Source organism: Pseudomonas sp. PDM28, from assembly GCF_019219115.1.
Lineage (GTDB): Bacteria > Pseudomonadota > Gammaproteobacteria > Pseudomonadales > Pseudomonadaceae > Aquipseudomonas > Aquipseudomonas laurylsulfatiphila.
Window position 1 is genome coordinate 263,399 of record NZ_JAHUWG010000004.1, and the last position, 26,702, is coordinate 290,100.

Sequence of the window (26,702 nt, forward strand, 5' to 3'; positions counted from 1 at the left end):
CTGGATGCCTCTTGACTGCCGTAAGCCAATTCATGATTAGGAGCGTCACAACAATGAAATCGAACAAGACCCTGCTGACCACATTGCTTTCCATGGGCCTGCTGGCCAGCGCTGGCGCCACTCAGGCGGCGGGCTGGTGCGAGTCGGGCAAACCGGTGAAATTCGCCGGCTTGAACTGGGAAAGCGCCATGCTCCTGACCGACGTGATGCAAGTCGTGTTGGAGAAAGGCTACGACTGCAAGACCGACAGCCTGCCGGGCAACTCCATCACCATGGAAAACGCCCTGAGCAGCAACGATATTCAAGTGTTTGCCGAAGAGTGGGTCGGCCGCAGCGAAGTCTGGAACAAGGCTGAGAAGGCCGGCAAGGTCGTCGGTGTCGGCGCGCCGGTGGTGGGTGCTATCGAAGGCTGGTACGTGCCGCGCTACGTGATCGAAGGCGACGCCAAGCGCAAGCTGGAAGCCAAGGCGCCGGACCTGAAGAATATTGCCGACCTGGCCAAGTACTCGGCCGTTTTCAAGGACGCCGAAGAGCCATCCAAGGGCCGTTTCTACAATTGCCCGGCCGGCTGGACCTGTGAACTCGACAACAGCGAAATGCTGAAAAGCTACGGCCTGGAAAGCACCTACACCAACTTCCGCCCAGGCACCGGCCCGGCGCTGGATGCCGCCGTGCTGTCGAGCTACAAGCGTGGCGAGCCGATCCTGTTCTACTACTGGTCGCCAACCCCGCTGATGGGCCAGGTCGACGTGGTGAAACTCGAAGAGAAACCAGGCGTGAACAAGACGGTGACCATCAAGGTCGGCCTGTCCAAGACCTTCCACGACGAAGCCCCGGAACTGGTGGCCGTGCTGGAAAAGGTCAACGTGCCGATCGACCTGCTGAACCAGAACCTGGGACGCATGACCAAAGAGCGGATCGAGTCGCCAAAACTGGCCAAGATCTTCTTGAAGGAACATCCTGAAGTCTGGCACCAATGGGTGAGCGAAGACGCAGCCAAGAAAATCGACGCTGCGATTTGAAAACTACTGCGCTCGGCAATACTGCGTTGAAAGCAGACTCGAAATGCTCATTGACTAAAGTCAACTCCGCTTTCTCGCCTGCTTTCGCCTTGTCTTGCCTTCGCTCGCTACGTTTTCAAACAGCTTGTTTATAAGGGCAAGCTTTACAGCACTGCTTTGTGGTGCTGCGAAGCCCTTGATTGAGAGTCTCTTATGTTTCCCGAAAGCTTTACCTTTTCCATCGCCGACTGGGTCAACGGTTGGGTCGATTCGCTGGTCACCAACTACGGCGACGTGTTCCGGCACATCTCCGATACGCTGCTGTGGGCCATCGTCAATCTTGAAAGCCTGCTGCGTGCAGCGCCCTGGTGGCTGATGCTGGCGATCGTGGCGGGCGTGGCCTGGCACGCGACCCGTAAAGTCGTGACCACGGCGGTGATCGTCGGTCTGCTGTTCCTGGTGGGTGCGGTCGGCCTCTGGGACAAGCTGATGCAGACCCTGGCGCTGATGATGGTGGCGACGATCATTTCGGTGTTGATCGGCATTCCGCTGGGCATTCTCTCGGCACGCAGCAATCGCCTGCGTTCGGTGCTGATGCCGTTGCTGGACATCATGCAGACCATGCCGAGCTTCGTGTACCTGATCCCGGTGCTGATGCTGTTCGGCCTGGGCAAGGTCCCGGCGATTTTCGCCACCGTGATCTACGCCGCGCCACCGCTGATCCGTCTGACCGATCTGGGCATTCGCCAGGTCGACGGCGAAGTGATGGAAGCGATCAACGCCTTCGGTGCCAACCGCTGGCAGCAACTGTTCGGCGTGCAACTGCCGCTGGCCCTGCCGAGCATCATGGCGGGTATCAACCAGACCACCATGATGGCCCTGTCGATGGTAGTGATCGCTTCGATGATCGGTGCCCGTGGCCTGGGTGAAGACGTGCTGGTGGGGATTCAGACCCTGAACGTTGGACGTGGCCTCGAAGCCGGTCTGGCGATCGTGATTCTGGCTGTGGTGATCGACCGCATTACGCAGGCGTACGGTCGCGCACGGCATGAGGTGAGCAAATGAACAACGCAACCGTGAGCAAGATCGAAGTCAAGAACGTCTTCAAGATTTTCGGCAACCGTGCCAAGGACGCGCTGGCCATGGTCGGCCAGGGCAAGACCAAGGATCAGGTGCTGGCCGAAACCGGCTGCGTGGTCGGCGTGAACGACCTGTCGCTGAGTATCGGCAGCGGCGAGATTTTCGTGATCATGGGCCTGTCGGGTTCCGGCAAGTCGACCCTGGTACGCCACTTCAACCGCCTGATCGATCCGACCAGCGGCGCGATCCTGGTGGACGGCGTGGACATCCTGCAGTACGACATGGAAGCCTTGCGCGAATTTCGCCGGCGCAAGATCAGCATGGTGTTCCAGAGCTTCGGCCTGTTGCCGCACAAGAGCGTGCTGGACAACGTCGCCTACGGCCTGAAAATCCGTGGTGAAAGCAAAGCCATGTGCGCCGAGCGTGCGCTGCACTGGATCAACACCGTGGGCCTCAAGGGCTACGAAAACAAATACCCGCATCAGCTTTCCGGCGGCATGCGCCAGCGTGTGGGCCTGGCCCGCGCCCTGGCGGCGGACACCGACATCATCCTGATGGACGAAGCTTTCAGTGCCCTCGACCCGCTGATTCGTGCGGAGATGCAGGACCAGTTGCTGGAACTGCAAAAGACCCTGCACAAGACCATCGTCTTCATCACCCACGACCTCGACGAGGCCGTGCGCATCGGCAACCGCATCGCGATCCTCAAGGACGGCCGCCTGATCCAGGTGGGCACGCCGAGAGAGATCCTGCACTCGCCGGCGGATGAGTATGTCGACCGCTTTGTGCAGCGTCGGGCGGCGGTGGTTTAAGAGGTTTGTGCCGGCTGTGCTGGCCTCATCGCGAGCAAGCTCGCTCCCACAGGGATTTTGTGAACACCGGAGATCCATTGTGGGAGCGAGCTTGCTCGCGATGAGGCCGGTAAAGCTGCATCAATATTTGGGTTTGTACGCAGAGGTTGAAGATGTCCCAGGCTGAAAAAATCGTTATCACCCAAGCGCAGGTCACTTGGCAGGATGTGGTCGCCGTCGCTCGTCATGGCGCGCAGCTTGAGCTGTCGGCGTCGATCTGGGCGCGCATCGAAAACGCCCAGGCCATCGTCCAGCGCATCGTCACCAGCGGCGAACGTGCCTACGGCATCAACACCGGCCTGGGCGCGCTGTGCAACGTCTCGCTGCAGGACGAACAACTCAGCCAATTATCGCGCAATACCTTGCTCAGCCATGCCTGTGGTGTGGGTGCACCACTGGCCGACGAGCAGACTCGTTCGATCATGTGCGCCGCCATCGTCAACTACAGCCACGGCAAATCAGGCTTGCACCGTCAGGTCGTCGAAGCGCTGCTGGCGCTGCTCAACCGCGGCATCACCCCGCAGGTGCCGTCCCAGGGGTCCGTGGGCTACCTGACCCACATGGCCCACATCGGCATTGCGCTGCTGGGCGTGGGCAATGTCAGCTATCGCGGGCAGATCGTTGCCGCGCAACAGGCGCTGGCCGAAGAAGGCCTGCAGCCGGTCAAGCTTGGCGCCAAGGACGGTTTGTGCCTGGTCAACGGCACGCCGTGCATGACCGGGCTGAGCTGCCTGGCCATTGCCGACGCTACGCGCCTGCTGGAATGGGCCGACGTGATCGGCGCCATGAGCTTCGAAGCCCAGCGCGGGCAGATCGACGCGTTTGATGCCGAGATCATCGCACTCAAGCCGCACCCTGGCATGCAACAGGTCGGGATCAACCTGCGCGCCTTGCTCGACGGCAGTGAAGTGATCGCCCAGAGCAAAGGCATTCGCACGCAAGACGCCCTGAGCATTCGCTCGATCCCGCAAGTGCACGGCGCTGCGCGCGATCAACTGGTGCACGCGACCAAACAGATCGAAACCGAACTCAACGGCGCCACCGACAACCCGCTGGTGCTGGGCACTGCGGACAGCTACCGCGTGGTGTCCCAGGCCAACCCCCACGGACAGTCCGTGGCAATGGCCGCGGACCTGCTGGCGATTGCCATGGCGGAAATCGGCTCCATTGCCGAACGTCGCCTGGACCGCTTGATCAACCCGCACGTCAGCGGCTTGCCGGCGTTCCTGGTGGCCAACCCGGGGGTGAACTCCGGGATGATGATCGTGCAATACGTGGCCGCGTCCCTGTGTGCGGAAAACCGTCAGCTGGCACAACCGGCGGTGCTGGATAACTACGTGACGTCGGGCCTGCAGGAAGACCACCTGAGCCTGGGCACCAACGCTGCGCTGAAGCTGCATCGCGCGCTGGAAAACTGCGCGCAGATCCTCGCCATCGAGTACCTGTTGGCGGCCCAGGCGTTCGAATTCTTGAAAGAACAACGCTTCGGCGCGGGCACCGATGCCGCTTGGCGTCTGCTGCGTGAGCACGTTCCTGCCTATGACCAGGATCGCTGGCTGGCGCCGGATATTGCTGCCGCTGCCGGCGTTCTGAAAGACCCTGCTTTGCTGCAAAAAACCTTACCGAACTTGAACTGATTTCCAAACAAGACCAGCGTGCCAAGGCGCCAGCCCCCTTAAAAAGGGGGAAGCGACGGACAACGGATATTTCCGGAGCGTCTGGTAGTTAACAACAAACTCTCAAAAGGAGAATGAACATGACTGCGCTTAATTTGATTCCTGGCCAACTGAGCCTTGCCCAACTGCGTGATGTCTATCAGCAACCGGTCAAACTGACCCTCGACCACAGCGCTGCAGCCCAGATCGAAGCCAGCGTGGCCTGCGTGGAGCAGATCCTCGCCGAGAACCGCACCGCCTACGGCATCAACACCGGTTTCGGCCTGCTGGCCTCGACCCGCATCGCCAGCGAAGACCTGGAAAACCTGCAGCGCTCGCTGGTGCTGTCCCACGCCGCCGGTGTCGGCCAGCCGATCAGCGACGAACTGGTGCGGTTGATCATGGTGCTCAAGGTCAACAGCCTGAGCCGTGGTTTCTCTGGCATCCGCCGCGTGGTGATCGACGCGCTGATCGCCCTGATCAACGCCGAGGTGTATCCGCACATTCCCCTGAAAGGTTCGGTCGGTGCTTCCGGTGACCTGGCGCCTCTGGCCCACATGTCGCTGGTGCTGCTGGGCGAAGGCAAGGCGCGCTACAAGGGCGAGTGGATGGAAGCCACCGAAGCGCTGAAAGTCGCCGGCCTGACCCCGCTGACCCTGGCCGCGAAAGAAGGCCTGGCGCTGCTCAACGGCACCCAGGTGTCCACCGCTTTTGCCCTGCGCGGCCTGTTCGAAGGTGAAGACCTGTTTGCCGGTGCCCTGGCACTGGGCGGCCTGACCGTGGAAGCGGTACTGGGCTCGCGTTCGCCGTTCGACGCCCGCATCCACGCGGCCCGCGGCCAGAAAGGCCAGATCGACGCGGCCGCCGCTTATCGCGATCTGCTCGGCGAGCGCAGTGAAGTCTCCGACTCCCACGAGAACTGCGAGAAGGTCCAGGACCCGTACTCCCTGCGTTGCCAGCCACAAGTCATGGGCGCCTGCCTGACCCAGTTCCGTCAGGCCGCCGAAGTGCTGGCGATCGAGGCCAACGCCGTTTCCGACAACCCGCTGGTGTTCGCTGCCGAAGGTGACGTGATCTCCGGTGGCAACTTCCACGCCGAGCCGGTGGCCATGGCCGCCGACAACATGGCCCTGGCCATCGCCGAAATCGGCTCCCTGAGCGAGCGTCGCATCTCGCTGATGATGGACAAGCACATGTCGCAACTGCCGCCGTTCCTGGTGGCCAACGGCGGTGTGAACTCCGGCTTCATGATCGCCCAGGTGACCGCCGCGGCACTGGCCAGCGAGAACAAGGCGCTGTCCCATCCGCATTCGGTGGACAGCCTGCCGACCTCCGCCAACCAGGAAGACCACGTGTCCATGGCGCCGGCGGCTGGCAAGCGTCTGTGGGAAATGGCCGAGAACACCCGCGGGATTCTCGCCGTGGAATGGCTGGCCGCGGCTCAGGGCCTTGACCTGCGCAACGGCCTGAAGACTTCGCCGAAGCTGGAAAAGGCCCGCGCCATCCTGCGCAACGAGGTGCCGTTCTATGAGAAGGACCGCTTCTTCGCGCCGGACATCAACGCCGCGACCGAGCTGTTGGCTTCGCGTTGCCTGAACGAGCTGGTTTCGGCGAAGTTGCTGCCTAGCCTGTAAGGGCGCCTTCGCGAGCAGGCTCGCTCCCACATTGGAATACGTACTCCTGTGAGAGCGAGCTTGCTCGCGATTCGATTTTGCGTCGAATAACAACAATTAAGGACGAGCAATGCAACAGCCAGCAAAGGGTTTGAAACGCGGGCTCTCTGCCCGACATATTCGCTTCATGGCGCTGGGGTCGGCAATCGGCACCGGGCTGTTTTACGGTTCTGCCTCGGCCATTCAAATGGCCGGGCCTGCGGTGCTGCTCGCGTACCTGATTGGTGGCGCGGCGGTGTTCATGGTCATGCGCGCCCTCGGTGAGATGGCGGTGCACAATCCGGTGGCCGGCTCTTTCGGCCAGTACGCCAGCACCTATCTCGGGCCGATGGCGGGCTTCATCCTCGGTTGGACCTACGCATTCGAAATGGTCATCGTCGGCATGGCCGACGTCACTGCATTCGGTATCTACATGGGCTTCTGGTTCCCGGAGGTTTCCCGCTGGATCTGGGTGCTGGGCATCGTCTCCGTGGTAGGCGGCCTGAACCTGTGCAACGTCAAAGTCTTCGGTGAAATGGAGTTCTGGCTGTCGCTGCTCAAGGTCGGGGCCATTGTCGCGATGATCCTGGGTGGCTTCGGCATCATGTTGTTCGGCATCAGCACGGCGCCCGGCGCCCAGGCGACCGACATCAGCAATCTCTGGAACCATGGCGGCTTCATGCCCAATGGCGTGGGCGGTCTGATCGCTTCGTTCGCGGTGGTGATGTTCGCGTTCGGTGGGATTGAAATCATCGGTGTGACCGCCGGTGAAGCCAAAGACCCGCAGCATGTGCTGCCCCGGGCGATCAATGCCGTGCCGCTGCGCATCCTGTTGTTCTACGTCCTGACGATGCTGGTGCTGATGTCGATCTTTCCATGGCAGCAGATCGGCAGCCAGGGCAGCCCGTTCGTGCAGATTTTCGACAATCTGGGCATCGGCTCGGCGGCGACCATCCTCAATATCGTGGTGATCTCGGCGGCGATCTCGGCCATCAACAGTGACATCTTCGGTGCTGGCCGCATGATGTACGGCCTGGCTCAGCAGGGCCACGCACCCAAGGGCTTCGCGCGGTTGTCGCGCAACGGCGTGCCATGGATGACCGTTGTGGTGATGAGCGCCGCGCTGTTGCTGGGCGTGTTGCTGAACTACCTGATCCCGGAAAACGTGTTTCTGCTGATCGCCTCCATCGCGACCTTTGCCACGGTTTGGGTCTGGCTGATGATTCTGTTTACCCAAGTGGCCATGCGTCGTTCCATGAGCGCCGGGCAGGTCGCACAATTGAAATTCCCGGTACCGTTCTGGCCTTATGCACCGATAGCGGCGATTGCCTTCATGCTGTTCGTCTTCGGCGTGTTGGGCTACTTTCCGGACACCCAGGCGGCCCTGATAGTCGGCGTGGTGTGGATCGTGCTGCTGGTGCTGGCCTACCTGACCTGGGTGAAACCGGCGGCAGGCCAGGCTGCCCTGGTGACACCGGACCCGACTTTTTCTCATCGATAACCTAACGGAGGCCAAGGATGAAAACGCTCTGGCAACACTGTCACGTCGCAACCATGGCGCAAGGCGTCTACTCGATCATCGAGGATGCGGCCATCGTGACGTCAGGCGCGCTCATTGAGTGGATCGGCCCGCGCGCTGAACTGCCGGCGGGGGATTACCCGGCCGTCAACGATCTTGACGGCGCCTGGGTCACCCCGGGACTGATCGACTGCCACACCCACACGGTGTTCGGCGGTAACCGCAGCGGTGAATTCGAAAAGCGCCTGCAAGGCGTCAGCTACGCGGAAATCGCCGCCAGCGGTGGTGGCATCGCCAGCACCGTGCGCGCCACCCGCGCGGCCAGTGAAGACGAACTGTTCGTCAGTGCCGCCAAGCGCCTGAAAAGCCTGATGCGCGATGGCGTCACCAGCATCGAAATCAAGTCCGGCTACGGCCTGGACCTGGCCAACGAGCGCAAGATGCTGCGCGTGGCCCGTCGCCTCGGTGCCGAATTGCCCGTCAGCGTGCGCAGCACTTGTCTGGCCGCTCACGCCTTGCCGCCGGAATACACCGATCGCGCCGACGACTACATCGATCACATCTGCGCTGACATGCTGCCGGCCCTGGCGGCCGAAGGGCTGGTCGACGCGGTGGATGCATTCTGTGAATACCTGGCGTTCTCGCCGGCGCAGGTCGAGCGCGTATTCATCACCGCCCGGGAACTGGGCTTGCCGGTGAAGCTGCACGCCGAGCAATTGTCGTCGCTGCACGGCTCGAGCCTGGCGGCGCGTTACCACGCGTTGTCCGCCGATCACCTGGAGTTCATGACCGAAGACGACGCCATCGCCATGGCCGAGTCCGGTACCGTCGCGGTGTTGTTGCCCGGGGCCTTTTACTTCCTGCGCGAAACCCAATTGCCGCCGATGGATGCCCTGCGCAAGCACGGCGTGAAAATCGCCATCGCCAGCGACCTCAACCCGGGCACCTCACCGGGACTGTCGTTGCGCCTGATGCTGAACATGGCCTGCACCTGCTTCCGCATGACCCCGGAAGAAGCCTTGGCGGGTGCCACGATTCACGCCGCTACCGCGCTGGGTATGGCCGATACCCACGGCTCGCTGGAAGCCGGCAAGGTCGCGGATTTCGTCGCCTGGCAAATCGATCGTCCGGCCGACCTGTCGTACTGGCTGGGCGGCGACCTGGAAAAACGCGTCGTGCGCCACGGCGTCGAGACACATCTGTAGGAGAGCCGTTGTGGATAAGGTACTTAACTTCAAACAAGGCCGCGTACCGCTGCTGATCAGCATGCCTCACGCTGGCGTACGTCTGACGCCTGCGGTCGAGGCTGGATTGATCCCCGACGCGAAAAGCCTGCCGGACACCGACTGGCACATTCCGCAGTTGTATGACTTCGCCGCTGAACTGGGCGCCAGCACCCTGGCGGCCGAATACTCGCGGTTCGTCATCGACCTGAACCGTCCGTCCGACGACAAGCCGCTGTATGTGGGCGCGACCACCGGCCTGTATCCGGCCACGCTGTTCGACGGCGTGCCGTTGTTCCGTGAAGGGCTGGAGCCTTCGAAAGAAGAGCGTGCGACCTATCTGGAAAAGATCTGGACGCCGTACCACAGCACCCTGCAGCAGGAACTGGAACGACTGAAGGCCGAGTTCGGCTACGCGCTGCTGTTCGATGCACACTCGATCCGCTCGATCATCCCGCACCTGTTCGACGGCAAACTGCCGGACTTCAACCTCGGCACCTTCAATGGCGCCAGTTGCGATCCACAGTTGGCCAGTCAGCTGGAAGCGATCTGCGCGCGCCACGACAATTACACCCACGTGCTGAACGGACGCTTCAAGGGCGGCCACATCACCCGTCATTACGGCAACCCGGGCGAGAACATCCACGCTGTGCAACTGGAACTCGGGCAGTGCACGTACATGGAAGAGTTCGAGCCGTTCCGTTATCGCGCCGATCTGGCGGAGCCGACGCGGGTGGTGCTCAAGGAGTTGCTGCAAGGGCTGCTGGCCTGGGGTGAGAAGCACTACAACGCTTAATGCTTGGTATATAACCCTGTGGGAGCGAGCTTGCTCGCGATAGCTGTCTGTCAGTTACATCTATGTCGACTGATCCACCGCCATCGCGAGCAAGCTCGCTCCCACAGGTATGTGTTTATCTTGAAAGCGCGCCGGGACAGTCGCCACCGTGCAAAACACGGTCGCCACAGGTCGCTTTTACCGCTCGTCTGCTGCGTATTGTTCTGGCCACGGTGCACAAAGACACCGGCCCGATAACAATCCGCTGCCGCACGAGATCATCCTGATGAAAAGACTGTTCGCCCGCTGTCTCTCAATCCTCTGCGGCACCGCTCTCCTGAGCACCAGCGCCCTGGCCGCTGACGATCCCTCCTGCAAGGCCGTGCGCATGGGCGTGGTCAACTGGACCGATGTGATTGCCACCAGCGGCATGGCCGATGTGCTGCTCAATGGTCTGGGCTACGAAAGCAGGCAAACCAGCGCCGTGCAGCAAATCATCTTTGCCGGCATCCGCGACAAGCGGCTCGACATCTTCCTGGGTTACTGGAAACCGGCGATGGACAAGAACATCGCACCCTTCGTGGCTGCCAATCAGGTCAAGGTCATGGACAAGCCGAGCCTGGCCGATGCCCAGGCGACTCTTGCTGTGCCTGACTACGTCGCGGCTGCGGGCCTGAAAACTTTCGCCGATATTGCCAGGTTCAAAGACCAGCTCGGCGGCAAGATCTACGGCATCGAGCCGGGCAGCGGTGCCAACACCACGATCAAGACGATGATCGAGACCAATCACTTCGGCCTCAAGGACTTCAAACTGATCGAGTCCGGTGAGGCCGGGATGCTGGCGGCCGTGCAGCGGGCGGTGAATCGCAAGGAGTTCGTGGTGTTCGTCGGCTGGACCCCGCACCCGATGAACATCAACATGAAGATCGCCTACCTGACCGGCAGCGAAGACGTCTATGGGCCGAACGAAGGTGCGGCGACTGTATCCACCGTCACCGCCCCGGATTACGCCGAGCGCTGCCCGAACGTGAATCGGTTGCTGGAGAACCTGACGTTCACCGCTGCCCAGGAAAGCCAGCTGATGATGCCGATCATGGAGCGCCAAACGGCTCAGGATGTCGCTAGAAAATGGCTGCGCGAACATCCCGAAGACCTGCAACGCTGGCTGGCGGGTGTCAGCAGTTTCGATGGCAAGGACGGCGTGGCGACGGTTCAGGCCAGCCTGAAAAACTCACCCCAAAACCTGTAGGAGCGAGCTTGCTCGCGATAAACCTGAGAGCGCCGCGGGATATCAGACTTATCGCGTTATCGTTGACGATCATCGCGAGCAAGCTCGCTCCTACAAGGGGTGGGCGCCACACATACCTCTGAACGGGCATCCGGCTCATGGCTTCTTACCCGCTTTCCAGACAGATGACGGCATTCGTCGAGAAAACCGTCAGTTTCAACAGCACCGACAGCAGCCTCGCCGGATTGCGCCTGGCCTACAGCGAGATGTGCCGGGCGTTTACTCCGGCACGTCCCGCCGGGTTGTATGTGGTCGACTTCGTGTTGTCTGGCGTTGCTGTCCGTTCCTATCAGCCACCGGCCAGCAGTACGTCATGCATCGTTTACCTGCATGGCGGTGGCTGGGTGGTGGGGGACCTGGACTCCCACGATTTCATCTGCGCCGAATTGGCTTCGACACTCGGTGTGCTGGTGATCGCCGTCGATTATCGCCGGGCTCCGGAGCATCCGTTTCCTGCTGCGTTCGATGATTGCCTGAAGGTCTGGCGAGCGCTGCGCACCGGACCGTTTCAACTCGATCCGGAGCGCATGCTGGTGGCCGGTGACAGTGCCGGCGGCAATCTCGCAGCAGCGTTGTGCCTGGCACTGCGCGATGCCAGCGAGCCGTTGCCGTGCGCGCAGGTTCTGATCTATCCGGGGTTGGGCGGCGATCACCGGCTGCCATCGCGCAGTGAGTGCGCCGACGCGCCGTTACTCAGCAGCAGTGACGTCGATTGCTATCACGCCCTTTACCTGCGGGGCACCCGCCATCCGAGCGCCTACGCCATGCCATTGCTCGCCGCGGATTTCAGGGGATTGCCACCGGCCTGGATCGCCGTGGCACAGTTCGACCCGTTGCGTGATGACGGCCTGCGGTATGCCGAGCGACTGAACGCTGCGGGCGGGGCTGCCACGTTGTATGTCGGCGAGGGCCTGGTTCATGGCTGTTTGCGGGCCCGCGGGCAGGTAGCCGAGGTCGACGAGCTGTATCAGACCCTGTTCGGATACCTGGCAGCAAGAATCTGACTCCGCACGGGCATGCTCATTGACGTAATTCGGGTTTATGATGCCGGACGGCAGAATAATAGAAGTCCCCCCAGGGATGACCTCGACCCCTTACGGAGTGCGCAATGCAGACTTTGTACCCGCAGATCAAACCCTACGCCCGGCACGATCTGGCCGTCGACGAGACCCACACGCTGTATGTCGACGAAAGCGGTTCACCGGAAGGTTTGCCGGTGGTGTTCATCCACGGCGGCCCCGGTGCCGGATGTGATGCCCAGAGTCGTTGCTTCTTCGATCCCAACCTGTATCGCATTGTTACCTTCGACCAGCGCGGCTGCGGTCGCTCCACTCCCCACGCCAGCCTGGAAAACAACACGACCTGGGATCTGGTCGCCGACCTGGAGCGGATTCGCCAGCACCTGGGCATCGACAAATGGGTGCTGTTTGGCGGCTCCTGGGGTTCGACCCTGGCGCTGGCCTATGCGCAAACCCATCCTGAGCGTGTACACGGTCTGATCCTGCGCGGGATTTTTCTGTGCCGCCCGCAGGAAATCGAATGGTTCTACCAGGCTGGCGCGAGCCGTCTGTTCCCCGATTACTGGCAGGACTACATCGCGCCGATCCCGCTGGACGAGCGCGGCGATTTGCTCACCGCGTTCCACAAGCGTCTGGTCGGCAACGACCAGATTGCCCAGATGCACGCGGCCAAGGCCTGGTCCACCTGGGAGGGCCGTACTGCGACCCTGCGTCCGAACCCGCTGGTGGTCGATCGCTTCTCCGAGCCACAGCGTGCATTGTCGATTGCCCGCATCGAATGCCACTACTTCAGCAACCACGCCTTCCTGGAACCGAACCAGTTGATCCGCGACATGGGCAAGATCGCCCATTTGCCCGGCGTGATCATCCATGGCCGCTATGACGTGATCTGCCCGCTGGATAACGCCTGGGAATTGCATCAAGCCTGGCCGAACAGCGAACTGCAGGTCATCCGCGATGCCGGTCATGCCGCTTCCGAACCGGGCATCACCGACGCGCTGGTCCGTGCCGCCGATCAGATGGCCCGGCGTTTGCTCGACCTGGCGCCTGACGAGGCATGAAGGGCCTGCTGCAACGGGTGCGTGGCGCACGAGTCGAGGTTGCCGGCGAAGTCGTGGGTGCCGTTGATCAGGGACTGCTGGTCCTGGTGGCCGTTGAGCCAGACGATACGCGGGCCAGCGCCGACAAACTTCTTAATAAGCTGCTTAACTATCGGGTGTTCAGTGACGCTGAGGGCAAGATGAACCTGTCCTTGGCGGATGTGGGCGGCGGGCTGCTGCTGGTCTCTCAGTTCACCCTGGCTGCCGATACCAGAAGCGGGCTGCGTCCGGGTTTCTCGACTGCGGCCCCTCCGGCGTTGGGAGAGGAATTGTTCGACTATCTATTAAGCAAAGCGAAACAGGTGCATGGCACTGTGGCATCAGGTAGATTCGGCGCGGATATGCAGGTGCACCTGGTCAATGATGGCCCGGTAACCTTCCTGTTACAGACCTGAAAGCGCTTGAAACAAGTTTTTAAGCTCATTTCGACTGAAAACAGGGCTTTATCGCGATAAATACTTTGTTACCCCTGATGCGTTGTAACGCGGCCTACTAGATAATCGCGCGCTACGGGGATCAGCGTTCGTTGGTCCATTTTGACTTAGGTAGAGACTTGTCTGGATCCGATTGGGGAATCATTTCGCCCCAGCGGAGTCGGAACAATGCTCGCCAACTTGGCAAGAGTGGTTTGCAAGGGCGGTTTTTTCATACCGTACACCGTGCAGACCCTTTAACTGGCCGTTGGTTTTTTGATCTGTTTTCGGCGAGGGTTGCTCGTGATTGTTAGTCCCTGTAACGCACCAAAATTGTCTGCCAAACGGTTACGCAGCGCTCTGGTAGCGGGCTCTGCACTGCTCTGCCTGCTCAGCGCCGGCCAGCTTTGGGCATTCAGTCTGGATGATGTATCGGCCAAGGCAAAAGAGCTGGCCGCGCAGAAATACGAAGCGCCGCGCAGTAACCTGCCGAACGAGTTCCGCGAGATGAAATTCGCGGACTATCAGAAAATTCGTTTTCTGACGGAAAAAGCCGAATGGGCGGACCAGAAAACCCCGTTCAAGCTGTCGTTCTATCACCAGGGCATGCACTTCGATACGCCGGTGAAAATCAACGAAGTCACCGCGAACACCGTCGAAGAGATCAAATACGATCCAAGTCGTTTCGACTTCGGCGATGTGAAATTCGACCCGAAAGCCACCGAACAACTGGGCTACGCCGGTTTCCGTGTGCTGTACCCGGTCAACAAGGCCGACAAACAAGACGAAATCATGACCATGCTCGGCGCGAGCTACTTCCGCGTCGTCGGCAAGGGGCACGTCTATGGTTTGTCCGCTCGCGGCATGGCCATCGATACCGCCTTGCCATCCGGTGAAGAATTCCCTCGTTTCCGCGAATTCTGGATTCAACAGCCCAAACCGGGCGACAAGCACCTGGTGATCTTCGCCCTGCTGGACTCTCCGCGTGCCACCGGCGCCTATCGCCTGACCCTGCGTCCGGGCAGCGACACCATCGTCGACGTCAAGGCGCAGATGTTCCTGCGCGACAAAGTCGGCAAACTGGGTATTGCCCCGTTGACCAGCATGTACCTGTTCGGCGCCAACCAGCCGTCGAAAGTACTGAACTACCGCCGCGAACTGCACGACTCCAGCGGTCTGGCGATCCATGCCGGCAACGGCGAGTGGATCTGGCGTCCGCTGAACAACCCGAAACACCTGGCGGTGAGCAACTTCAGCGTGGAAAACCCGCGCGGCTTCGGTCTGCTGCAACGTGGCCGCGACTTCAGCCACTACGAAGACCTCGACGACCGCTACGACAAGCGCCCAAGCGCCTGGATCGAGCCGAAGGGTGACTGGGGCAAGGGCACCGTCGACCTGGTCGAGATTCCGACCGCCGACGAAACCAACGACAACATCGTGGCCTTCTGGAACCCGGAAAAATTGCCGGAACCTGGCCAGCCGCTCGATGTCGCTTATCGTATGCACTGGACCATGGACGAAGCGGCGATTCACGCGCCGGACAGCGCCTGGGTCAAGCAGACCCTGCGTTCGACCGGTGACGTCAAGCAGTCCAACCTGATTCGTCAGCCCGATGGCAGTGTTGCCTACCTGGTGGACTTCGAAGGCCCGTCCCTGGCGGCATTGCCGGCCGATGCCGAAGTTCGCAGCCAGGTCAGCGTCGGCGACAACGCCGAGCTGGTGGAAAACAGCGTGCGCTACAACCCTGAAACCAAGGGCTGGCGCCTGACCCTGCGGATGAAGATCAAGGATCCGGGCAAGGCTACCGAGATGCGTGCCGCGCTGGTGCAGAACATCGTGCCGGCGGACCTGGCCAAGACGTCGATCCCGTCGTCCAGCTCGTCGGTTGCCAAGGCGGACAAGGTTGCCGCCAAGCAACAAGAGAAAGCGGACAAGGAAGCCAAGCAAGCGGAGGCCAAGCAGGCTGAAGCGAAGCCTGTTGCAGATGCCAAGGACAAGGCCAATAAAGACGCCAAGCAGCCTGTCGCTGCCGACGCGGCCCCAGCCACACCGGAATCGGCGCCGACTGAAGAAGTCCTGACCGAGACCTGGAGCTATCAGTTGCCTGCCGATGAGTAACTCTCAAGTACGGCCAGAAACTCTTTCTGAGTACCTGGCGCATCTGCCGATGACCGACGAGCAGCGCGCGGAACTCGCGGGCTGCCAGTCTTTCAGCGAATTGCACGAACGCCTGTCGTCTTCGACGTTCGACGCCCCGACCGAAGCCGCCCAGGCATCGGTCGGCAAACGCCTGACCCTGAGCACTGCCGAAGAGCTGCAGGACGCGGAAATGCTGGTGCTCGACGCCAACGGCCGGGTCTGCCTCAAGGCGACCCCGCCGATCCGGCGGACCAAGGTCGTGCCGGAGCCGTGGCGCACCAATATTCTGGTGCGTGGCTGGCGGCGGATGACCGGTCGTACCAACCCGCCGAAGCCGCCGAAGGACGAGCGTGTACTGCCGGCTGCGCGCTGGCGGACCGTCGGTTCGATCCGTCGCTATATTCTGTTGTTGCTGATGCTCGGCCAGACCATCGTCGCCGGCTGGTACATGAAAGGCATCATGCCGTACCAGGGCTGGTCGTTCGTCGACCTCAACGAAGTGCTGCACCAACCGCTGCTGCAAACCGCCACGCAAGTGCTGCCTTACGCGTTGCAGACCAGCATCCTGATCCTGTTCGGGATTCTGTTCTGCTGGGTATCGGCCGGTTTCTGGACCGCGCTGATGGGCTTCCTCGAATTGCTGACCGGTCACGATAAATACCGTATCTCCGGTAAAAGTGCTGGTAACGAGCCGATTCCAAAGGATGCGCGCACCGCACTGGTGATGCCGATCTGCAACGAAGACGTGCCTCGGGTATTCGCCGGCCTGCGGGCGACCTTCGAGTCGGTTGCGGCCACGGGTGACCTGGACCGCTTCGATTTCTTCGTCCTCAGCGACAGTAACGACGCCGATATCTGTGTGGCCGAGCAACAGGCCTGGCTGGACGTCTGCCGCGAAGCCGGTGGCTTCGGCAAGATCTTCTATCGCCGCCGTCGTCGTCGCGTAAAACGCAAGAGCGGCAACCTCGACGACTTCTGCCGTCGCTGGGGCGGTGACTACAAGTACATGGTCGTACTCGACGCCGACTCGGTGATGAGCGGCGAGTGCCTGACCAGTCTGGTGCGCCTGATGGAAGCCACGCCGGATGCCGGGATCATCCAGACCGCGCCACGGGCGTCGGGCATGGACACCCTGTATGCACGCATGCAGCAGTTCGCTACTCGCGTGTATGGCCCGCTGTTCACCGCCGGCCTGCACTTCTGGCAACTGGGCGAGTCGCACTACTGGGGCCACAACGCAATCATCCGCATGAAGCCGTTCATCGACCACTGCGCCCTGGCGCCGTTGCCCGGTAAAGGCGCGTTCTCCGGCTCGATCCTGTCCCACGACTTCGTTGAAGCCGCGCTGATGCGCCGTGCCGGTTGGGGCGTGTGGATTGCCTACGACTTGCCGGGCAGCTATGAAGAACTGCCGCCGAACCTGCTGGACGAACTCAAGCGTGACCGTCGCTGGTGCCACGGCAACCTGATGAACTTCCGCCTGTTCCTGGTAAAGGGCATGCATCCGGTGCACCGCGCGGTGTTCCTGACCGGCGTGATGTCTTACCTGTCGGCGCCGTTGTGGTTCTTCTTCCTGGTGCTGTCGACCGCGCTGCTGGCGGTCAACACGCTGATGGAGCCGCAGTACTTCCTTGAGCCGCGCCAACTCTATCCGCTGTGGCCACAATGGCACCCGGACAAGGCGATTGCGCTGTTCTCGACCACCATCGTGCTGCTGTTCCTGCCGAAACTGCTGAGCATCATCCTGATCTGGGCCAAGGGTGCGAAAGAGTTCGGCGGCAAGTTCAAGGTGACCCTGTCGATGCTGCTGGAGATGCTGTTCTCCATGCTGCTGGCACCGGTGCGGATGATTTTCCACACCCGTTTCGTCCTCGCCGCGTTCCTCGGCTGGGCCGCGACCTGGAACTCGCCGCAGCGTGACGATGACTCCACCCCGTGGAGCGAAGCGATCAAGCGCCATGGTCCGCAAACCCTGCTGGGCTTCTTCTGGGCCATGCTGGTGATCTGGCTGAACCCGAGCTTCCTGTGGTGGCTGGTGCCGATCGTCGGTTCGTTGATGCTGTCGATTCCGGTGTCGGTGATCTCCAGTCGCGTCGGCCTGGGCCTGAAGTCCCGCGACGAGAGCCTGTTCCTGATCCCTGAGGAATACAATCCGCCGCAGGCCTTGCTGGCCACCGACCAGTACACCCATGAAAACCGCTGGCACGCGCTGAACGACGGCTTCGTCCGTTCGGTGGTCGATCCACAGCAGAACGCCCTGGCGTGCTCGCTGGCGACCTCGCGGCACAATCAGGCTGAGCCGATTGAGTGGTTGCGGATCGAGCGGGTACGGCACGCGATGAAGGTGGGTCCTGAAGGCCTGACCAACAACGAGCGTGTGCAACTGTTGAGCGACCCGGTGGCATTGGCTCGCTTGCACGAGCAGGTCTGGAACGAAGGTCACCCAGAGTGGCTGGGCGCCTGGCGCAAGTCGGTGAAGGCCGATCCCCATGCACCGTTGCTGCCGCTCAAGCCGATGAGCGAACAGCCTCAGTTGGCATGATAAAAAAACCCGCGAAAGCGGGTTTTTTTGGTTTGAAGTTGGTTCTTGAGCTTGCACCAGATTCTGTAACTGCGGTGTCTGGTCAATCGCTTTCGCGGGCAAGCCCGCTCCCACAGGGTTCAAGGTGAGGCACACATTGTGTGAACACCGAAAATACCTGTGGGAGCGGGCTTGCCCGCGAAGGCATCACCTCGGTCCTGAGTGAACCGAGGTACGCAGATCACCTCAAACCCTGAACTTGCCCACCAGCATCTGCAAATGCGTCCCCAGTCGTGCCAGCTCAACGCTGGAGGCTGCGGTCTCTTCACTGGCTGCCGAGGTCTGATCCGACACATCCCGCACGTTCAGCACGCTGCGGTTGATCTCTTCGGCCACGGCGCTTTGCTGTTCGGCGGCAGCGGCGATCTGCTGGTTCATCGCCTGAATCGCCGAGACGGTGCGGGTGATGCTTTCCAGCGAGCCACCGGCGCGGCGGGTCAGTTCGACACTGCTGTCGGTCAGGGTGCGGCTGTTGTCCATGATGGTCGCCACTTGCTGCGTGCCGCTTTGCAGGCCGACGATCAGCTCTTCGATCTCTTCGGTGGATTTCTGGGTGCGCTGGGCCAGGCTACGGACTTCGTCCGCGACCACGGCAAAACCCCGTCCGGCTTCACCGGCACGGGCGGCTTCAATCGCGGCGTTGAGCGCTAGCAGGTTGGTTTGCTGGGCTACGGACTTGATCACATCGAGCACGCTGCCGATCTTGTCGCTTTCGCGCTTGAGTTCGCCCATGGCCTCGGTGGAGTGGCCGACTTCCGCGGCCAGGCGCTCGATCTGGGCGATGGCTTCGCCCACCACTTTGTCGCCCTCACGGGCCTGCTGGTCGGCGGCGACGGCGGCTTCGGAGGCTTCTTCGGCGTTGCGCGCCACTTCCTGCACGGTGGTGGCCATTTCATTCATGGCGGTGGCGACCTGATCGGTCTCGACTTTCTGGCTGTTGACCCCGGCGCTGGTCTGCTCGGTGACCGCGGACAGCTCTTCAGCGGCGCTGGCGATCTGTGTGACGCCATCGCTGATGCCGCCGATCAGTTCGCGCAGGCCCTGGGTCATGCTCTGCATGGCGCGCTGCAACTGGCCGAGTTCGTCGCGACGCTGGGACGTCAGGTTGTGGGTCAGGTCGCCGCTGGCAACGCGCTCAGCCACGGCCAGGGTCTGGTTCAACGGAATGATGATCTGCCGGGTGATCGCCCACGCGGCCAACAGGCCGAAGGCGATGGCCAGAACGGTGGCGAGGGTCAGCATGTTCTTGGCGTGGGCGGCATCGCTGTCACGCACGACGGTTTGCGAGACGGTGAGTTTCTGACTCATGTCCAACAGGATGTCGCCTTGGGCGGACATGCGTACCAGGGCCTTGGCGCTGGCCACCTGGGAGTCGCGGAACTGGCTGACGGCGGCACGATAGGCCTTGAGTGAATCCGTCGCCTGTTGCAGGTTGGCGATGTGTTCTTCAGGCAGTTTGGCCGGCAGGCTCTCGAGGTTCTTCAGGGCGTTGTCGATCGCGTCGAGGGCTGGCTGTTCGGCTTCGCTCTTGCCGCTGTAGGTGTATCCGCGAACCTGGAAGCGCGCCTGCTGGATCAGTTTGCTCAGGTCGATCACGCTATTGAATGCTGCGACGCTGTCACCTTGCAGCATGGATTTTTCCACTTCGGCGACACGGGCCACGGCGTTGTCGGCGGTGGCGCCGAGTTTGCTGCGGGCTTCTTCACGCTGGGCACCCGCTTGGGTCATGTCGTTGAAGGCACGACGGTATTCGGCGACAGCGGCCAGTTGTTGATCGACCATGGCCGTGTCGGCTGGCTGTTCGATCAGGCCGCGGGCGGTCTGCAGGCCGCTTTCGAGTTTGCCCAGCAGATCGTTGACGGCACCGGGGCCTTGTTCACCGCGACGCATCTCGTAATCCAGGCGTGCAATGCGCAGGTCCTTGGTCAGGTCGTTGAGACTGGCGATGAACCCCAGTTTATCGCCTCGGCTGGTGACGCCGCTCAGGCCGGTCCAGCCGGTGAAGGTGATCAGCAGGGTCAGTAACAGCACCAGGCCGAAGCCGATCCCCAGCTTGCGTTTGACGCTGACGTTTCCCAGATTCTCGGCTAGCCATTGGTACATGCTGAATCTCCCCGGACCACAATTTGGTTTTATGGGGGATGTATCGGCAGAGCTGTGTGGATCTATAGGTGCACAGGATTTTTCAGATGTGTGGTGATCTGTGGCGAGGGGGCTTGCCCCCGCTCGGGTGCGCAGCAGCCGTAAAAAAGGAGCATGCGGTTTGGCTGGAGTAACAGCAGTGGCCGCTGCGCGACCAAACGGGGGCAAGCCCCCTCGCCACAGTGATCGCGTAGGGATTTAGAAAAGGCGGGCCAGCAGCGCGGTCACGGCGGTTTCGACGCGCAGGATGCGCTCGCCCAGTTGCACCGGTTGCAGGCCGGATTTGCCCAGCAGGTCGATCTCGTAGGGAATCCAGCCACCCTCGGGGCCGATGGCCAGGGTCACCGGTTCGCTGAGTGCGCGAGGGCAGGGCGGGTAATTGCCGGGATGCCCCACCAGGCCGAGGGTGCCGTCGGTGATCGCCGGCAAACGGTCCTCGACGAACGGCTTGAAACGCTTCTCGATGACGACTTCCGGCAGCACGCTGTCCCGGGCCTGTTCGAGGCCGAGGATCAATTGCTCGCGAATGGCCTCGGGCTCCAGGAAGGGGGTCTGCCAGAAGCTCTTCTCGACGCGATAGCTGTTGACCAGCACGATGCGTGGCACTCCCATGGCCGCCACAGTCTGGAACACCCTGCGCAGCATCTTGGGGCGTGGCAGGGCCAATACCAGGGTCAATGGCAGCTTGGCCGGTGGCGGCTGGTCCAGGGTGACGCGCAATTCCGCTTCGTCGGCGTCCAGGCGCAGCACTTCGGCCGAGCCCATCAGCCCGCCGATCCGCCCGACGCGCATGCTGTCGCCCACTTCACAGCGGTGGACTTCCTGCATGTGGGTCAACCGGCGATCACGCAGGATCGCTCGGTCGGCCGCAATGAAATCGGCCTCTTCGAGGAGCAGCAGGTTCACGCTTGGGTCGCTGGCGGCTGGTCGTTGTGATCGTCAGCCGGTTGGTCTTCCGGATGGTCGCCACGCTTGCTGATCAGGCTGCCGAACAGGATGCCGATTTCAAACAACAGCCACATCGGCACGGCCAGCAAGGTCTGCGAGAAGATGTCCGGCGGCGTCAGGATCATGCCGACCACAAAGCAGCCGATGATCACGTACGGGCGAATTTTCTTCAGGTATTTGACGTCGACCACACCGATCCACACCAGCAGCACCACGGCCACCGGGATTTCGAACGCCACGCCAAAGGCGAAGAACAGCGTCATGACGAAATCGAGGTAGCTGGTGATGTCGGTCATCATTTCCACACCGGCCGGGGTGGCGGCGGCGAAGAACTTGAAGATCAGCGGGAACACCAGGAAGTAGGCGAAGGCCATGCCGGCGTAGAACAGAAAGATGCTGGAGACCAGCAAGGGCACGGCAATACGCTTTTCATGCTTGTACAGGCCGGGGGCGATGAAGCCCCAGATCTGGTGCAGGATCACCGGGATCGCCAGGAACAGCGAGACCATCATCGTCAGCTTCAGCGGCGTCAGGAACGGCGACGACACGTCGGTGGCAATCATCGTCGCGCCGGCGGGCAGGTACGCACGCAGCGGCGTGGAGACAAAGGTGTAGATCTGCTGGGTAAAGGCAAACAGGCCGGCGAAGATGATGAAAATCGCCGCTACGCAGCGCAGCAGTCGGGTACGCAACTCGGTGAGGTGCGAAACCAGCGGCATGTGCTGGTCGTTTTCTGGGAGATCGCTCATGGGGCTCGCGGCGGCAGTGTTGGGTCATGAGGGGCTGGCGCAACAGGCGCAGCGGGTTCAACCGGAGCGGCTGCAACAACGGGCGCAGGTTCGACAGGCGCTACAACGGCAGCAGGTGTTGAGTCGACAGTAGCGGCAGGTGCTTGAATCGTCTGCGCACCCACATGCTCGACCGGCGTCGGCTCCTGCTGGGTCGGCGTGAAGATTTTCCGCGCCTCCTGCTCAAGCGACAGGATGTGTTCGTTGTGCAGTTGCCGACGAATCTCGTCGGCACCGATTTCACGCTCAACTTCCTGTTTGATTGCATTGAAGCTGCGCTTCAGGCGCCCGACCCACAGGCCAGCGGTGCGCGCAGCGCCCGGCAAGCGTTCGGGGCCCAGCACCAGCAGGGCAACGAGGCCGACGAGCAGCAGTTCAGAGAAGCTGATACCAAACATTAGTCAGTGCTCACACGTCTTTGCGGATCGGCTCTTCGACTTTCTGTGCCTGCACGTCGATGGTGTGCGGCTGGTTCACAGTGGTCTGTGGCTGGACCGGTGGAACCGGTTGGGCCGGGGTCGCATTCGGGTCGGCCGGTTTTTCGTCGTCGTTCATGGCTTTCTTGAAGCCCTTGATCGATTCGCCGACGTCAGTACCGAGGTTTTTCAGTTTCTTGGTGCCGAATACCAGTACCACGACAACCAGGATGACGATCCAGTGTTTCCAGTCAAAAATGCCCATGCTGCTGCTCCTCTCTAATAGTTATTCAGGCGGACGGGCGCGAGGCTTTCTCGGCGTGTCCGGAGAGACCGAAACGACGGTCAAGTTCATCGAGTACAGCCTGTGGATGCTGCCCCAATTGGGCGAGCATAACCATGCTGTGGAACCACAAATCGGCGGTTTCGTAGATCACATCGCTGCAGTCGCCGCTGACGGCGGCGTCCTTGGCGGCAATGATGGTCTCGACCGACTCTTCGCCGACTTTTTCCAGAATCTTGTTCAAGCCCTTGTGGTACAGGCTGGCGACATACGAGCTGTCGGCGGCGGCGCCTTTGCGCTCTTCCAGTACGGCGGCCAGACGGGTCAGAGTGTCACTCATGTTTGTGTCCTGCGGAATAGATGGCATGCGGATCTTTCAGGACCGGGTCGACCGTTGTCCAGTCACCGTTCTCGTAGACGCGGTAGAAGCAGCTCTGGCGGCCGGTATGACAGGCGATGTCGCCGATCTGCTCGACCATCAGGATGATGACGTCGGCGTCGCAATCCAGGCGCATCTCGTGCAGGGTTTGCACGTGGCCGGACTCTTCGCCCTTGCGCCACAGCTTGCCACGGGAGCGCGACCAGTAGATGGCGCGGTTCTCGGCAGCGGTCAGTTCCAGTGCTTCGCGGTTCATCCAGGCCATCATCAGGACGCGCCCGGTCTTGTGATCCTGGGCAATCGCCGGCACGAGGCCGTCAGCGTCCCACTTGATCTCGTCCAGCCAGTTTTTCATCTTTGACTCCGACAGCGGGCTCGACACTTCAATAGTCGAGCTCAGGCGTTGAAACAGTGTGCCAGTGCGCAACACAACTGGCTATCGGCGCACGACCAGATACAAACCGACGGCCATCATGATGCCGGCCGGCCAATAGGCCAACTGGTTCAGCGGACCGCCAGCGGCAAGGATGGCGCCACCGGCCAGGTGCGCCGTGCCGAGCAGGCGCAGGAACCATTCGTCCCGGCGTCGATGCCACGCGGGCGGCGGATCGTAGGCGTGTGGCTGGGACATGCGTTCGAGCAGGTCGCGGGCCATGTTCGCCAGGTGCGGGATCTGTTCGAACTGGCTCTGCACGTTGCCGAGCAGGGCTTTGGGGCTGACCCGCTCGCGCATCCAGCGCTCGAGGAACGGCTGCGCGGTGTTCCACAGGTCGAGGTCCGGGTACAGCTGACGGCCCAGGCCTTCGATGTTCAACAAGGTTTTTTGCAGCAGAACCAGCTGCGGTTGAACCTCCATGTTGAAGCGCCGAGCGGTCTGGAACAGGCGCATCAGCACCTGACCGAAGGAAATATCCTTTAACGGTTTTTCGAAGATCGGCTCGCACACGGTACGGATCGCCGCTTCGAATTCGTTGAGCTTGGTTTCCGCCGGCACCCAGCCCGAATCGATGTGCAATTGCGCCACGCGACGGTAATCGCGCTTGAAGAAGGCGAACAGGTTGCGCGCCAGGTAGTCCTGGTCTTCCGGGGTCAGGCTGCCGACGATGCCGCAGTCGATGGCAATGTACTGCGGGCTCCAGGGATTCACGGTGCTGACGAAGATGTTGCCGGGGTGCATGTCGGCGTGGAAGAAGCTGTCGCGGAATACCTGGGTGAAGAAAATCTCCACGCCACGTTCGGCGAGCATTTTCATGTCGGTGCGCTGGTCGGCCAAGGTCGCCAGATCGGTGACCTGGATCCCGTAGATGCGCTCCATCACCAGTACCTTCGGCCGGCACCAGTCCCAATAGACTTGCGGCACGTACAGCAGTGGCGAGCCGTCGAAATTGCGCTTCAACTGGCTGGCGTTGGCCGCCTCGCGCAGCAGGTCGAGTTCGTCGTAGATGGTTTTTTCATAATCGCTGACCACGTCCACCGGGTGCAGCAGGCGCGCATCGGCGGAGAGTTTTTCGGCGGCGCGGGCGAGGATGAACAGCCATGCCAGGTCCTGGGCGATCACCGGTTTGAGACCGGGGCGGATCACTTTGACCACCACTTCTTCGCCGGTTTTCAGTTGCGCGGCATGCACCTGCGCCACCGAAGCCGAGGCCAGCGGCTCGACATCGAAACGGCTGAACACGTCGCTGATTTTCTTGCCCAGCTGTTCTTCGATCAGCTTGACCGACACCTGCGAGTCGAACGGTGGCACGCGGTCCTGCAGTTTCATCAGCTCATCGGCGATGTCTTCTGGCAGCAGGTCGCGGCGAGTGGACAGGATCTGCCCGAACTTGATGAAGATCGGCCCCAGGTCCTGCAACGCCAGGCGCAGTCGCGCGCCACGGCTCAGGTCCAGGGTCTTGCGCGGGAACCAGCGCCACGGCAACGCGTAACGCAGCGCCCGCAGAAACCACGGCAGTGGCAGGGCGAACAGCAGGTCATCGAGGCGGTAGCGGATCACGACGCGCTGGATGCGCAACAAACGGCGGACGGCAAGCAGCTTCATGCGTTATCGCTTGGGTCGAGGGATCGGGAAAGGCGCTCGAAACGCGCCTCGAGACGTTCCAGATCGAGCTTGATCTGGTCCAGTTCACTGAATCGGGCTTCGGCTTCGCGCTGACCGACAAGGGTGCGCGATTCTTCGGCCAGGTATTCGCCCAGGTTCTGGCCCAGGCTGGCAAAGCCTTGCTGGTACCAGCGGGCGCGACTGCGCAGGTGGCCGCCGACCAGTTGTGTGGCGACCGGGCCGAGCCAGCGCGAGAGCTCGTACTCCCAGTCCAGCTCCAGGTCCTGGAGGATCGCCGCCAGCTCCAGCAGCACGCCGCTGTCGCCGTCGAGTTCGACTTCAGGGCTGTGCAGGATCGAGGTCTTGTCCTTGCTCATGGCCAGCTTCAACAGGCTTGAAGCCGGTGCACGCAAGGTGCAGTCGGCGCCGGTTTCCCACTGGGAGGCGAGCATCAGGCCTTCGTCGCTGGGCAGGATGAACAGGTGCAGCGCCGGGCTGCGGCAATCGACGGCAATCACTTTGCCGGTCAGATGCGCCAGCCGCGGCAGCGCCGTGCTGTCGAGGCGCAGCACCCGGTTCAGGCCGAGTTCAACGCTGGCGAGCAGGCCGGCGAGCAGCATCAGGGCTTGATGCCGCGGTGCAGGGCAACGATGCCTGCGGTCATGTTGTGATAGGTCACGCGGTCGAAACCGGCCTCGACCATCATCGACTTCAGGGTTTCCTGGTTCGGGTGCATGCGGATCGATTCGGCCAGGTAGCGATAGCTTTCCGAGTCGTTGGTGATCAGCTTGCCCATCAATGGCATGAAGGCGAACGAGTAAGCGTCGTAGGCCTTGGACATCAGCGCGTTGGTCGGCTTGGAGAACTCCAGCACCAGCAAGCGGCCACCCGGCTTGAGCACGCGCAGCATCGAGCGCAGGGCGTCTTCCTTGTGGGTCACGTTGCGCAGGCCGAAGGCGATGGTCACGCAGTCGAAATGGTTGTCCGGGAACGGCAGTTTTTCCGCATCGGCCTGAACGAATTCGACGTTGCCGGCCACACCCAGGTCCAGCAGGCGGTCACGGCCGACCTTGAGCATGGATTCGTTGATGTCGGCCAGTACGACCTGACCGGTCGGGCCTACCAGGTGCGAGAACTTCCTGGTCAGGTCGCCGGTGCCGCCGGCGATGTCGAGCACGCGATTGCCGGCACGAACGCCCGACAACTCGATCGCGAAACGCTTCCACAGACGGTGCATGCCGCCCGACAGAAGGTCGTTCATCAGGTCGTACTTGGCGGCTACCGAGTGGAAAACCTCAGCGACTTTTTCCGCTTTCTGGCTTTCCGGAACGTTTTTGAAGCCGAAGTGAGTGGTGGGTTCGGCATCGCTGCCTTTGCGCTGATCAGTCATATCGCTGTCACCAAAAGAG

The 26,702-nt window shown here is 61.7% G+C and carries 24 protein-coding genes and 1 pseudogene; 14 read left to right on the forward strand and 11 right to left on the reverse strand.

Annotated elements, in window-relative coordinates; genetic code table 11:
• The first annotated feature begins 53 nt into the window (after nt 1-53).
• From KW841_RS10565 to mdoH, 14 genes are all read left to right on the forward strand, one after another.
• Nucleotides 54-1,022, forward strand: coding sequence for an ABC transporter substrate-binding protein (locus KW841_RS10565; RefSeq protein ID WP_218475796.1), 969 nt, complete (start codon nt 54-56; stop codon nt 1,020-1,022).
• A gap of 192 nt (nt 1,023-1,214) precedes the next feature.
• Nucleotides 1,215-2,066: a proline/glycine betaine ABC transporter permease gene (locus KW841_RS10570; protein ID WP_103396924.1), complete on the forward strand. Its 852-nt coding sequence runs from the start codon at nt 1,215-1,217 to the stop codon at nt 2,064-2,066.
• Nucleotides 2,063-2,893 carry a glycine betaine/L-proline ABC transporter ATP-binding protein gene (locus KW841_RS10575; RefSeq protein ID WP_007975542.1) on the forward strand — a complete coding sequence of 277 codons (831 nt, stop codon included), beginning with the start codon at nt 2,063-2,065 and terminating at the stop codon, nt 2,891-2,893. Before KW841_RS10570 ends, KW841_RS10575 begins: the two co-directional genes overlap by 4 nt.
• 152 nt (nt 2,894-3,045) lie before the next feature.
• Nucleotides 3,046-4,569: a histidine ammonia-lyase gene (gene hutH / locus KW841_RS10580; protein WP_218475798.1), complete on the forward strand. Its 1,524-nt coding sequence runs from the start codon at nt 3,046-3,048 to the stop codon at nt 4,567-4,569.
• A 119-nt stretch (nt 4,570-4,688) separates the two neighbouring features.
• Entirely contained in the window at nt 4,689-6,221 is a 1,533-nt protein-coding gene (hutH, locus tag KW841_RS10585; RefSeq protein WP_218475800.1) for a histidine ammonia-lyase, read from the forward strand.
• 109 nt (nt 6,222-6,330) lie between these two features.
• The gene (locus KW841_RS10590; RefSeq protein ID WP_218475802.1) at nt 6,331-7,740 is read left to right on the forward strand and encodes an amino acid permease; all 1,410 of its coding nucleotides are present in this window, start codon (nt 6,331-6,333) and stop codon (nt 7,738-7,740) included.
• Nucleotides 7,741-7,757: 17 nt separating this feature from the next.
• On the forward strand, nt 7,758-8,963 hold the full coding sequence (hutI, locus tag KW841_RS10595) for an imidazolonepropionase (protein ID WP_218475804.1): 1,206 nt from the start codon (nt 7,758-7,760) through the stop codon (nt 8,961-8,963).
• A gap of 10 nt (nt 8,964-8,973) precedes the next feature.
• Entirely contained in the window at nt 8,974-9,777 is an 804-nt protein-coding gene (gene hutG, locus KW841_RS10600) for an N-formylglutamate deformylase (protein WP_218475807.1), read from the forward strand.
• A gap of 265 nt (nt 9,778-10,042) precedes the next feature.
• Entirely contained in the window at nt 10,043-11,005 is a 963-nt protein-coding gene (locus tag KW841_RS10605; RefSeq protein WP_218475810.1) for a choline ABC transporter substrate-binding protein, read from the forward strand.
• A 137-nt stretch (nt 11,006-11,142) separates the two neighbouring features.
• Entirely contained in the window at nt 11,143-12,048 is a 906-nt protein-coding gene (locus KW841_RS10610) for an alpha/beta hydrolase (protein WP_218475813.1), read from the forward strand.
• A 104-nt stretch (nt 12,049-12,152) separates the two neighbouring features.
• Nucleotides 12,153-13,124 (forward strand): prolyl aminopeptidase, encoded by a 972-nt coding sequence (gene pip / locus KW841_RS10615; protein WP_095964593.1) that lies wholly within the window; start codon nt 12,153-12,155, stop codon nt 13,122-13,124.
• The gene (gene dtd, locus KW841_RS10620; protein WP_015093112.1) at nt 13,121-13,558 is read left to right on the forward strand and encodes a D-aminoacyl-tRNA deacylase; all 438 of its coding nucleotides are present in this window, start codon (nt 13,121-13,123) and stop codon (nt 13,556-13,558) included. The genes pip and dtd overlap by 4 nt, the downstream gene beginning before the upstream one ends.
• A gap of 321 nt (nt 13,559-13,879) precedes the next feature.
• Nucleotides 13,880-15,694 carry a glucan biosynthesis protein G gene (locus KW841_RS10625; RefSeq protein WP_218475815.1) on the forward strand — a complete coding sequence of 605 codons (1,815 nt, stop codon included), beginning with the start codon at nt 13,880-13,882 and terminating at the stop codon, nt 15,692-15,694.
• Nucleotides 15,687-18,257: a glucans biosynthesis glucosyltransferase MdoH gene (gene mdoH / locus KW841_RS10630; protein ID WP_033047965.1), complete on the forward strand. Its 2,571-nt coding sequence runs from the start codon at nt 15,687-15,689 to the stop codon at nt 18,255-18,257. Before KW841_RS10625 ends, mdoH begins: the two co-directional genes overlap by 8 nt.
• Nucleotides 18,258-18,482: 225 nt before the next feature.
• Here mdoH and KW841_RS30035 read toward each other — a convergent pair whose 3' ends face one another.
• From KW841_RS30035 to ubiE, 11 genes and pseudogenes are all read right to left on the reverse strand, one after another.
• The gene (locus tag KW841_RS30035) at nt 18,483-19,355 is read right to left on the reverse strand and encodes a methyl-accepting chemotaxis protein (RefSeq protein WP_371319507.1); all 873 of its coding nucleotides are present in this window, start codon (nt 19,353-19,355) and stop codon (nt 18,483-18,485) included.
• Nucleotides 19,338-20,399: pseudogene (locus tag KW841_RS30040) on the reverse strand (methyl-accepting chemotaxis protein); the annotation flags it as partial. The pseudogene KW841_RS30040 and the gene KW841_RS30035, both read right to left, overlap by 18 nt.
• Nucleotides 20,400-20,636: 237 nt before the next feature.
• On the reverse strand, nt 20,637-21,344 hold the full coding sequence (locus KW841_RS10640; protein WP_015093117.1) for a 16S rRNA (uracil(1498)-N(3))-methyltransferase: 708 nt from the start codon (nt 21,342-21,344) through the stop codon (nt 20,637-20,639).
• The gene (gene tatC, locus KW841_RS10645; protein ID WP_057712372.1) at nt 21,341-22,135 is read right to left on the reverse strand and encodes a twin-arginine translocase subunit TatC; all 795 of its coding nucleotides are present in this window, start codon (nt 22,133-22,135) and stop codon (nt 21,341-21,343) included. Before tatC ends, KW841_RS10640 begins: the two co-directional genes overlap by 4 nt.
• Nucleotides 22,132-22,572 carry a Sec-independent protein translocase protein TatB gene (tatB, locus tag KW841_RS10650; RefSeq protein WP_218475819.1) on the reverse strand — a complete coding sequence of 147 codons (441 nt, stop codon included), beginning with the start codon at nt 22,570-22,572 and terminating at the stop codon, nt 22,132-22,134. Before tatB ends, tatC begins: the two co-directional genes overlap by 4 nt.
• 10 nt (nt 22,573-22,582) lie before the next feature.
• A complete protein-coding gene (locus KW841_RS10655) occupies nt 22,583-22,855 on the reverse strand; it encodes a twin-arginine translocase TatA/TatE family subunit (protein WP_102698555.1) in 273 nt (90 codons plus the stop codon).
• 25 nt (nt 22,856-22,880) lie between these two features.
• Nucleotides 22,881-23,213, reverse strand: a complete 333-nt coding sequence (locus KW841_RS10660) for a phosphoribosyl-ATP diphosphatase (protein ID WP_090328169.1) — start codon at nt 23,211-23,213, stop codon at nt 22,881-22,883.
• A complete protein-coding gene (hisI, locus tag KW841_RS10665) occupies nt 23,206-23,607 on the reverse strand; it encodes a phosphoribosyl-AMP cyclohydrolase (RefSeq protein ID WP_007989281.1) in 402 nt (133 codons plus the stop codon). Before hisI ends, KW841_RS10660 begins: the two co-directional genes overlap by 8 nt.
• Before the next feature lie 81 nt (nt 23,608-23,688).
• Complete coding sequence (ubiB, locus tag KW841_RS10670; RefSeq protein WP_218475821.1) at nt 23,689-25,293, reverse strand: ubiquinone biosynthesis regulatory protein kinase UbiB; 1,605 nt, start codon at nt 25,291-25,293, stop codon at nt 23,689-23,691.
• On the reverse strand, nt 25,290-25,913 hold the full coding sequence (locus KW841_RS10675; protein WP_007975567.1) for an SCP2 domain-containing protein: 624 nt from the start codon (nt 25,911-25,913) through the stop codon (nt 25,290-25,292). Before KW841_RS10675 ends, ubiB begins: the two co-directional genes overlap by 4 nt.
• Nucleotides 25,913-26,683, reverse strand: coding sequence for a bifunctional demethylmenaquinone methyltransferase/2-methoxy-6-polyprenyl-1,4-benzoquinol methylase UbiE (ubiE, locus tag KW841_RS10680; protein WP_007975568.1), 771 nt, complete (start codon nt 26,681-26,683; stop codon nt 25,913-25,915). The genes KW841_RS10675 and ubiE overlap by 1 nt, the downstream gene beginning before the upstream one ends.
• Nucleotides 26,684-26,702: the final 19 nt, after the last annotated feature.

What these genes read in the sequence shown, in the direction of transcription:
- KW841_RS10565 (WP_218475796.1), top strand. Translation starts at nt 54, where the DNA reads ATGAAATCGAACAAGACCCTGCTGACCACATTGCTTTCCATGGGCCTG.
- KW841_RS10570 (WP_103396924.1), top strand. Translation starts at nt 1,215, where the DNA reads ATGTTTCCCGAAAGCTTTACCTTTTCCATCGCCGACTGGGTCAACGGT.
- KW841_RS10575 (WP_007975542.1), top strand. Translation starts at nt 2,063, where the DNA reads ATGAACAACGCAACCGTGAGCAAGATCGAAGTCAAGAACGTCTTCAAG.
- hutH (WP_218475798.1), top strand. Translation starts at nt 3,046, where the DNA reads ATGTCCCAGGCTGAAAAAATCGTTATCACCCAAGCGCAGGTCACTTGG.
- hutH (WP_218475800.1), top strand. Translation starts at nt 4,689, where the DNA reads ATGACTGCGCTTAATTTGATTCCTGGCCAACTGAGCCTTGCCCAACTG.
- KW841_RS10590 (WP_218475802.1), top strand. Translation starts at nt 6,331, where the DNA reads ATGCAACAGCCAGCAAAGGGTTTGAAACGCGGGCTCTCTGCCCGACAT.
- hutI (WP_218475804.1), top strand. Translation starts at nt 7,758, where the DNA reads ATGAAAACGCTCTGGCAACACTGTCACGTCGCAACCATGGCGCAAGGC.
- KW841_RS10605 (WP_218475810.1), top strand. Translation starts at nt 10,043, where the DNA reads ATGAAAAGACTGTTCGCCCGCTGTCTCTCAATCCTCTGCGGCACCGCT.
- KW841_RS10610 (WP_218475813.1), top strand. Translation starts at nt 11,143, where the DNA reads ATGGCTTCTTACCCGCTTTCCAGACAGATGACGGCATTCGTCGAGAAA.
- pip (WP_095964593.1), top strand. Translation starts at nt 12,153, where the DNA reads ATGCAGACTTTGTACCCGCAGATCAAACCCTACGCCCGGCACGATCTG.
- dtd (WP_015093112.1), top strand. Translation starts at nt 13,121, where the DNA reads ATGAAGGGCCTGCTGCAACGGGTGCGTGGCGCACGAGTCGAGGTTGCC.
- mdoH (WP_033047965.1), top strand. Translation starts at nt 15,687, where the DNA reads ATGAGTAACTCTCAAGTACGGCCAGAAACTCTTTCTGAGTACCTGGCG.
- KW841_RS30035 (WP_371319507.1), bottom strand. Translation starts at nt 19,355, where the DNA reads ATGCAGAGCATGACCCAGGGCCTGCGCGAACTGATCGGCGGCATCAGC.
- tatC (WP_057712372.1), bottom strand. Translation starts at nt 22,135, where the DNA reads ATGAGCGATCTCCCAGAAAACGACCAGCACATGCCGCTGGTTTCGCAC.
- tatB (WP_218475819.1), bottom strand. Translation starts at nt 22,572, where the DNA reads ATGTTTGGTATCAGCTTCTCTGAACTGCTGCTCGTCGGCCTCGTTGCC.
- KW841_RS10655 (WP_102698555.1), bottom strand. Translation starts at nt 22,855, where the DNA reads ATGGGCATTTTTGACTGGAAACACTGGATCGTCATCCTGGTTGTCGTG.
- KW841_RS10660 (WP_090328169.1), bottom strand. Translation starts at nt 23,213, where the DNA reads ATGAGTGACACTCTGACCCGTCTGGCCGCCGTACTGGAAGAGCGCAAA.
- hisI (WP_007989281.1), bottom strand. Translation starts at nt 23,607, where the DNA reads ATGAAAAACTGGCTGGACGAGATCAAGTGGGACGCTGACGGCCTCGTG.
- ubiB (WP_218475821.1), bottom strand. Translation starts at nt 25,293, where the DNA reads ATGAAGCTGCTTGCCGTCCGCCGTTTGTTGCGCATCCAGCGCGTCGTG.
- KW841_RS10675 (WP_007975567.1), bottom strand. Translation starts at nt 25,913, where the DNA reads ATGCTGCTCGCCGGCCTGCTCGCCAGCGTTGAACTCGGCCTGAACCGG.
- ubiE (WP_007975568.1), bottom strand. Translation starts at nt 26,683, where the DNA reads ATGACTGATCAGCGCAAAGGCAGCGATGCCGAACCCACCACTCACTTC.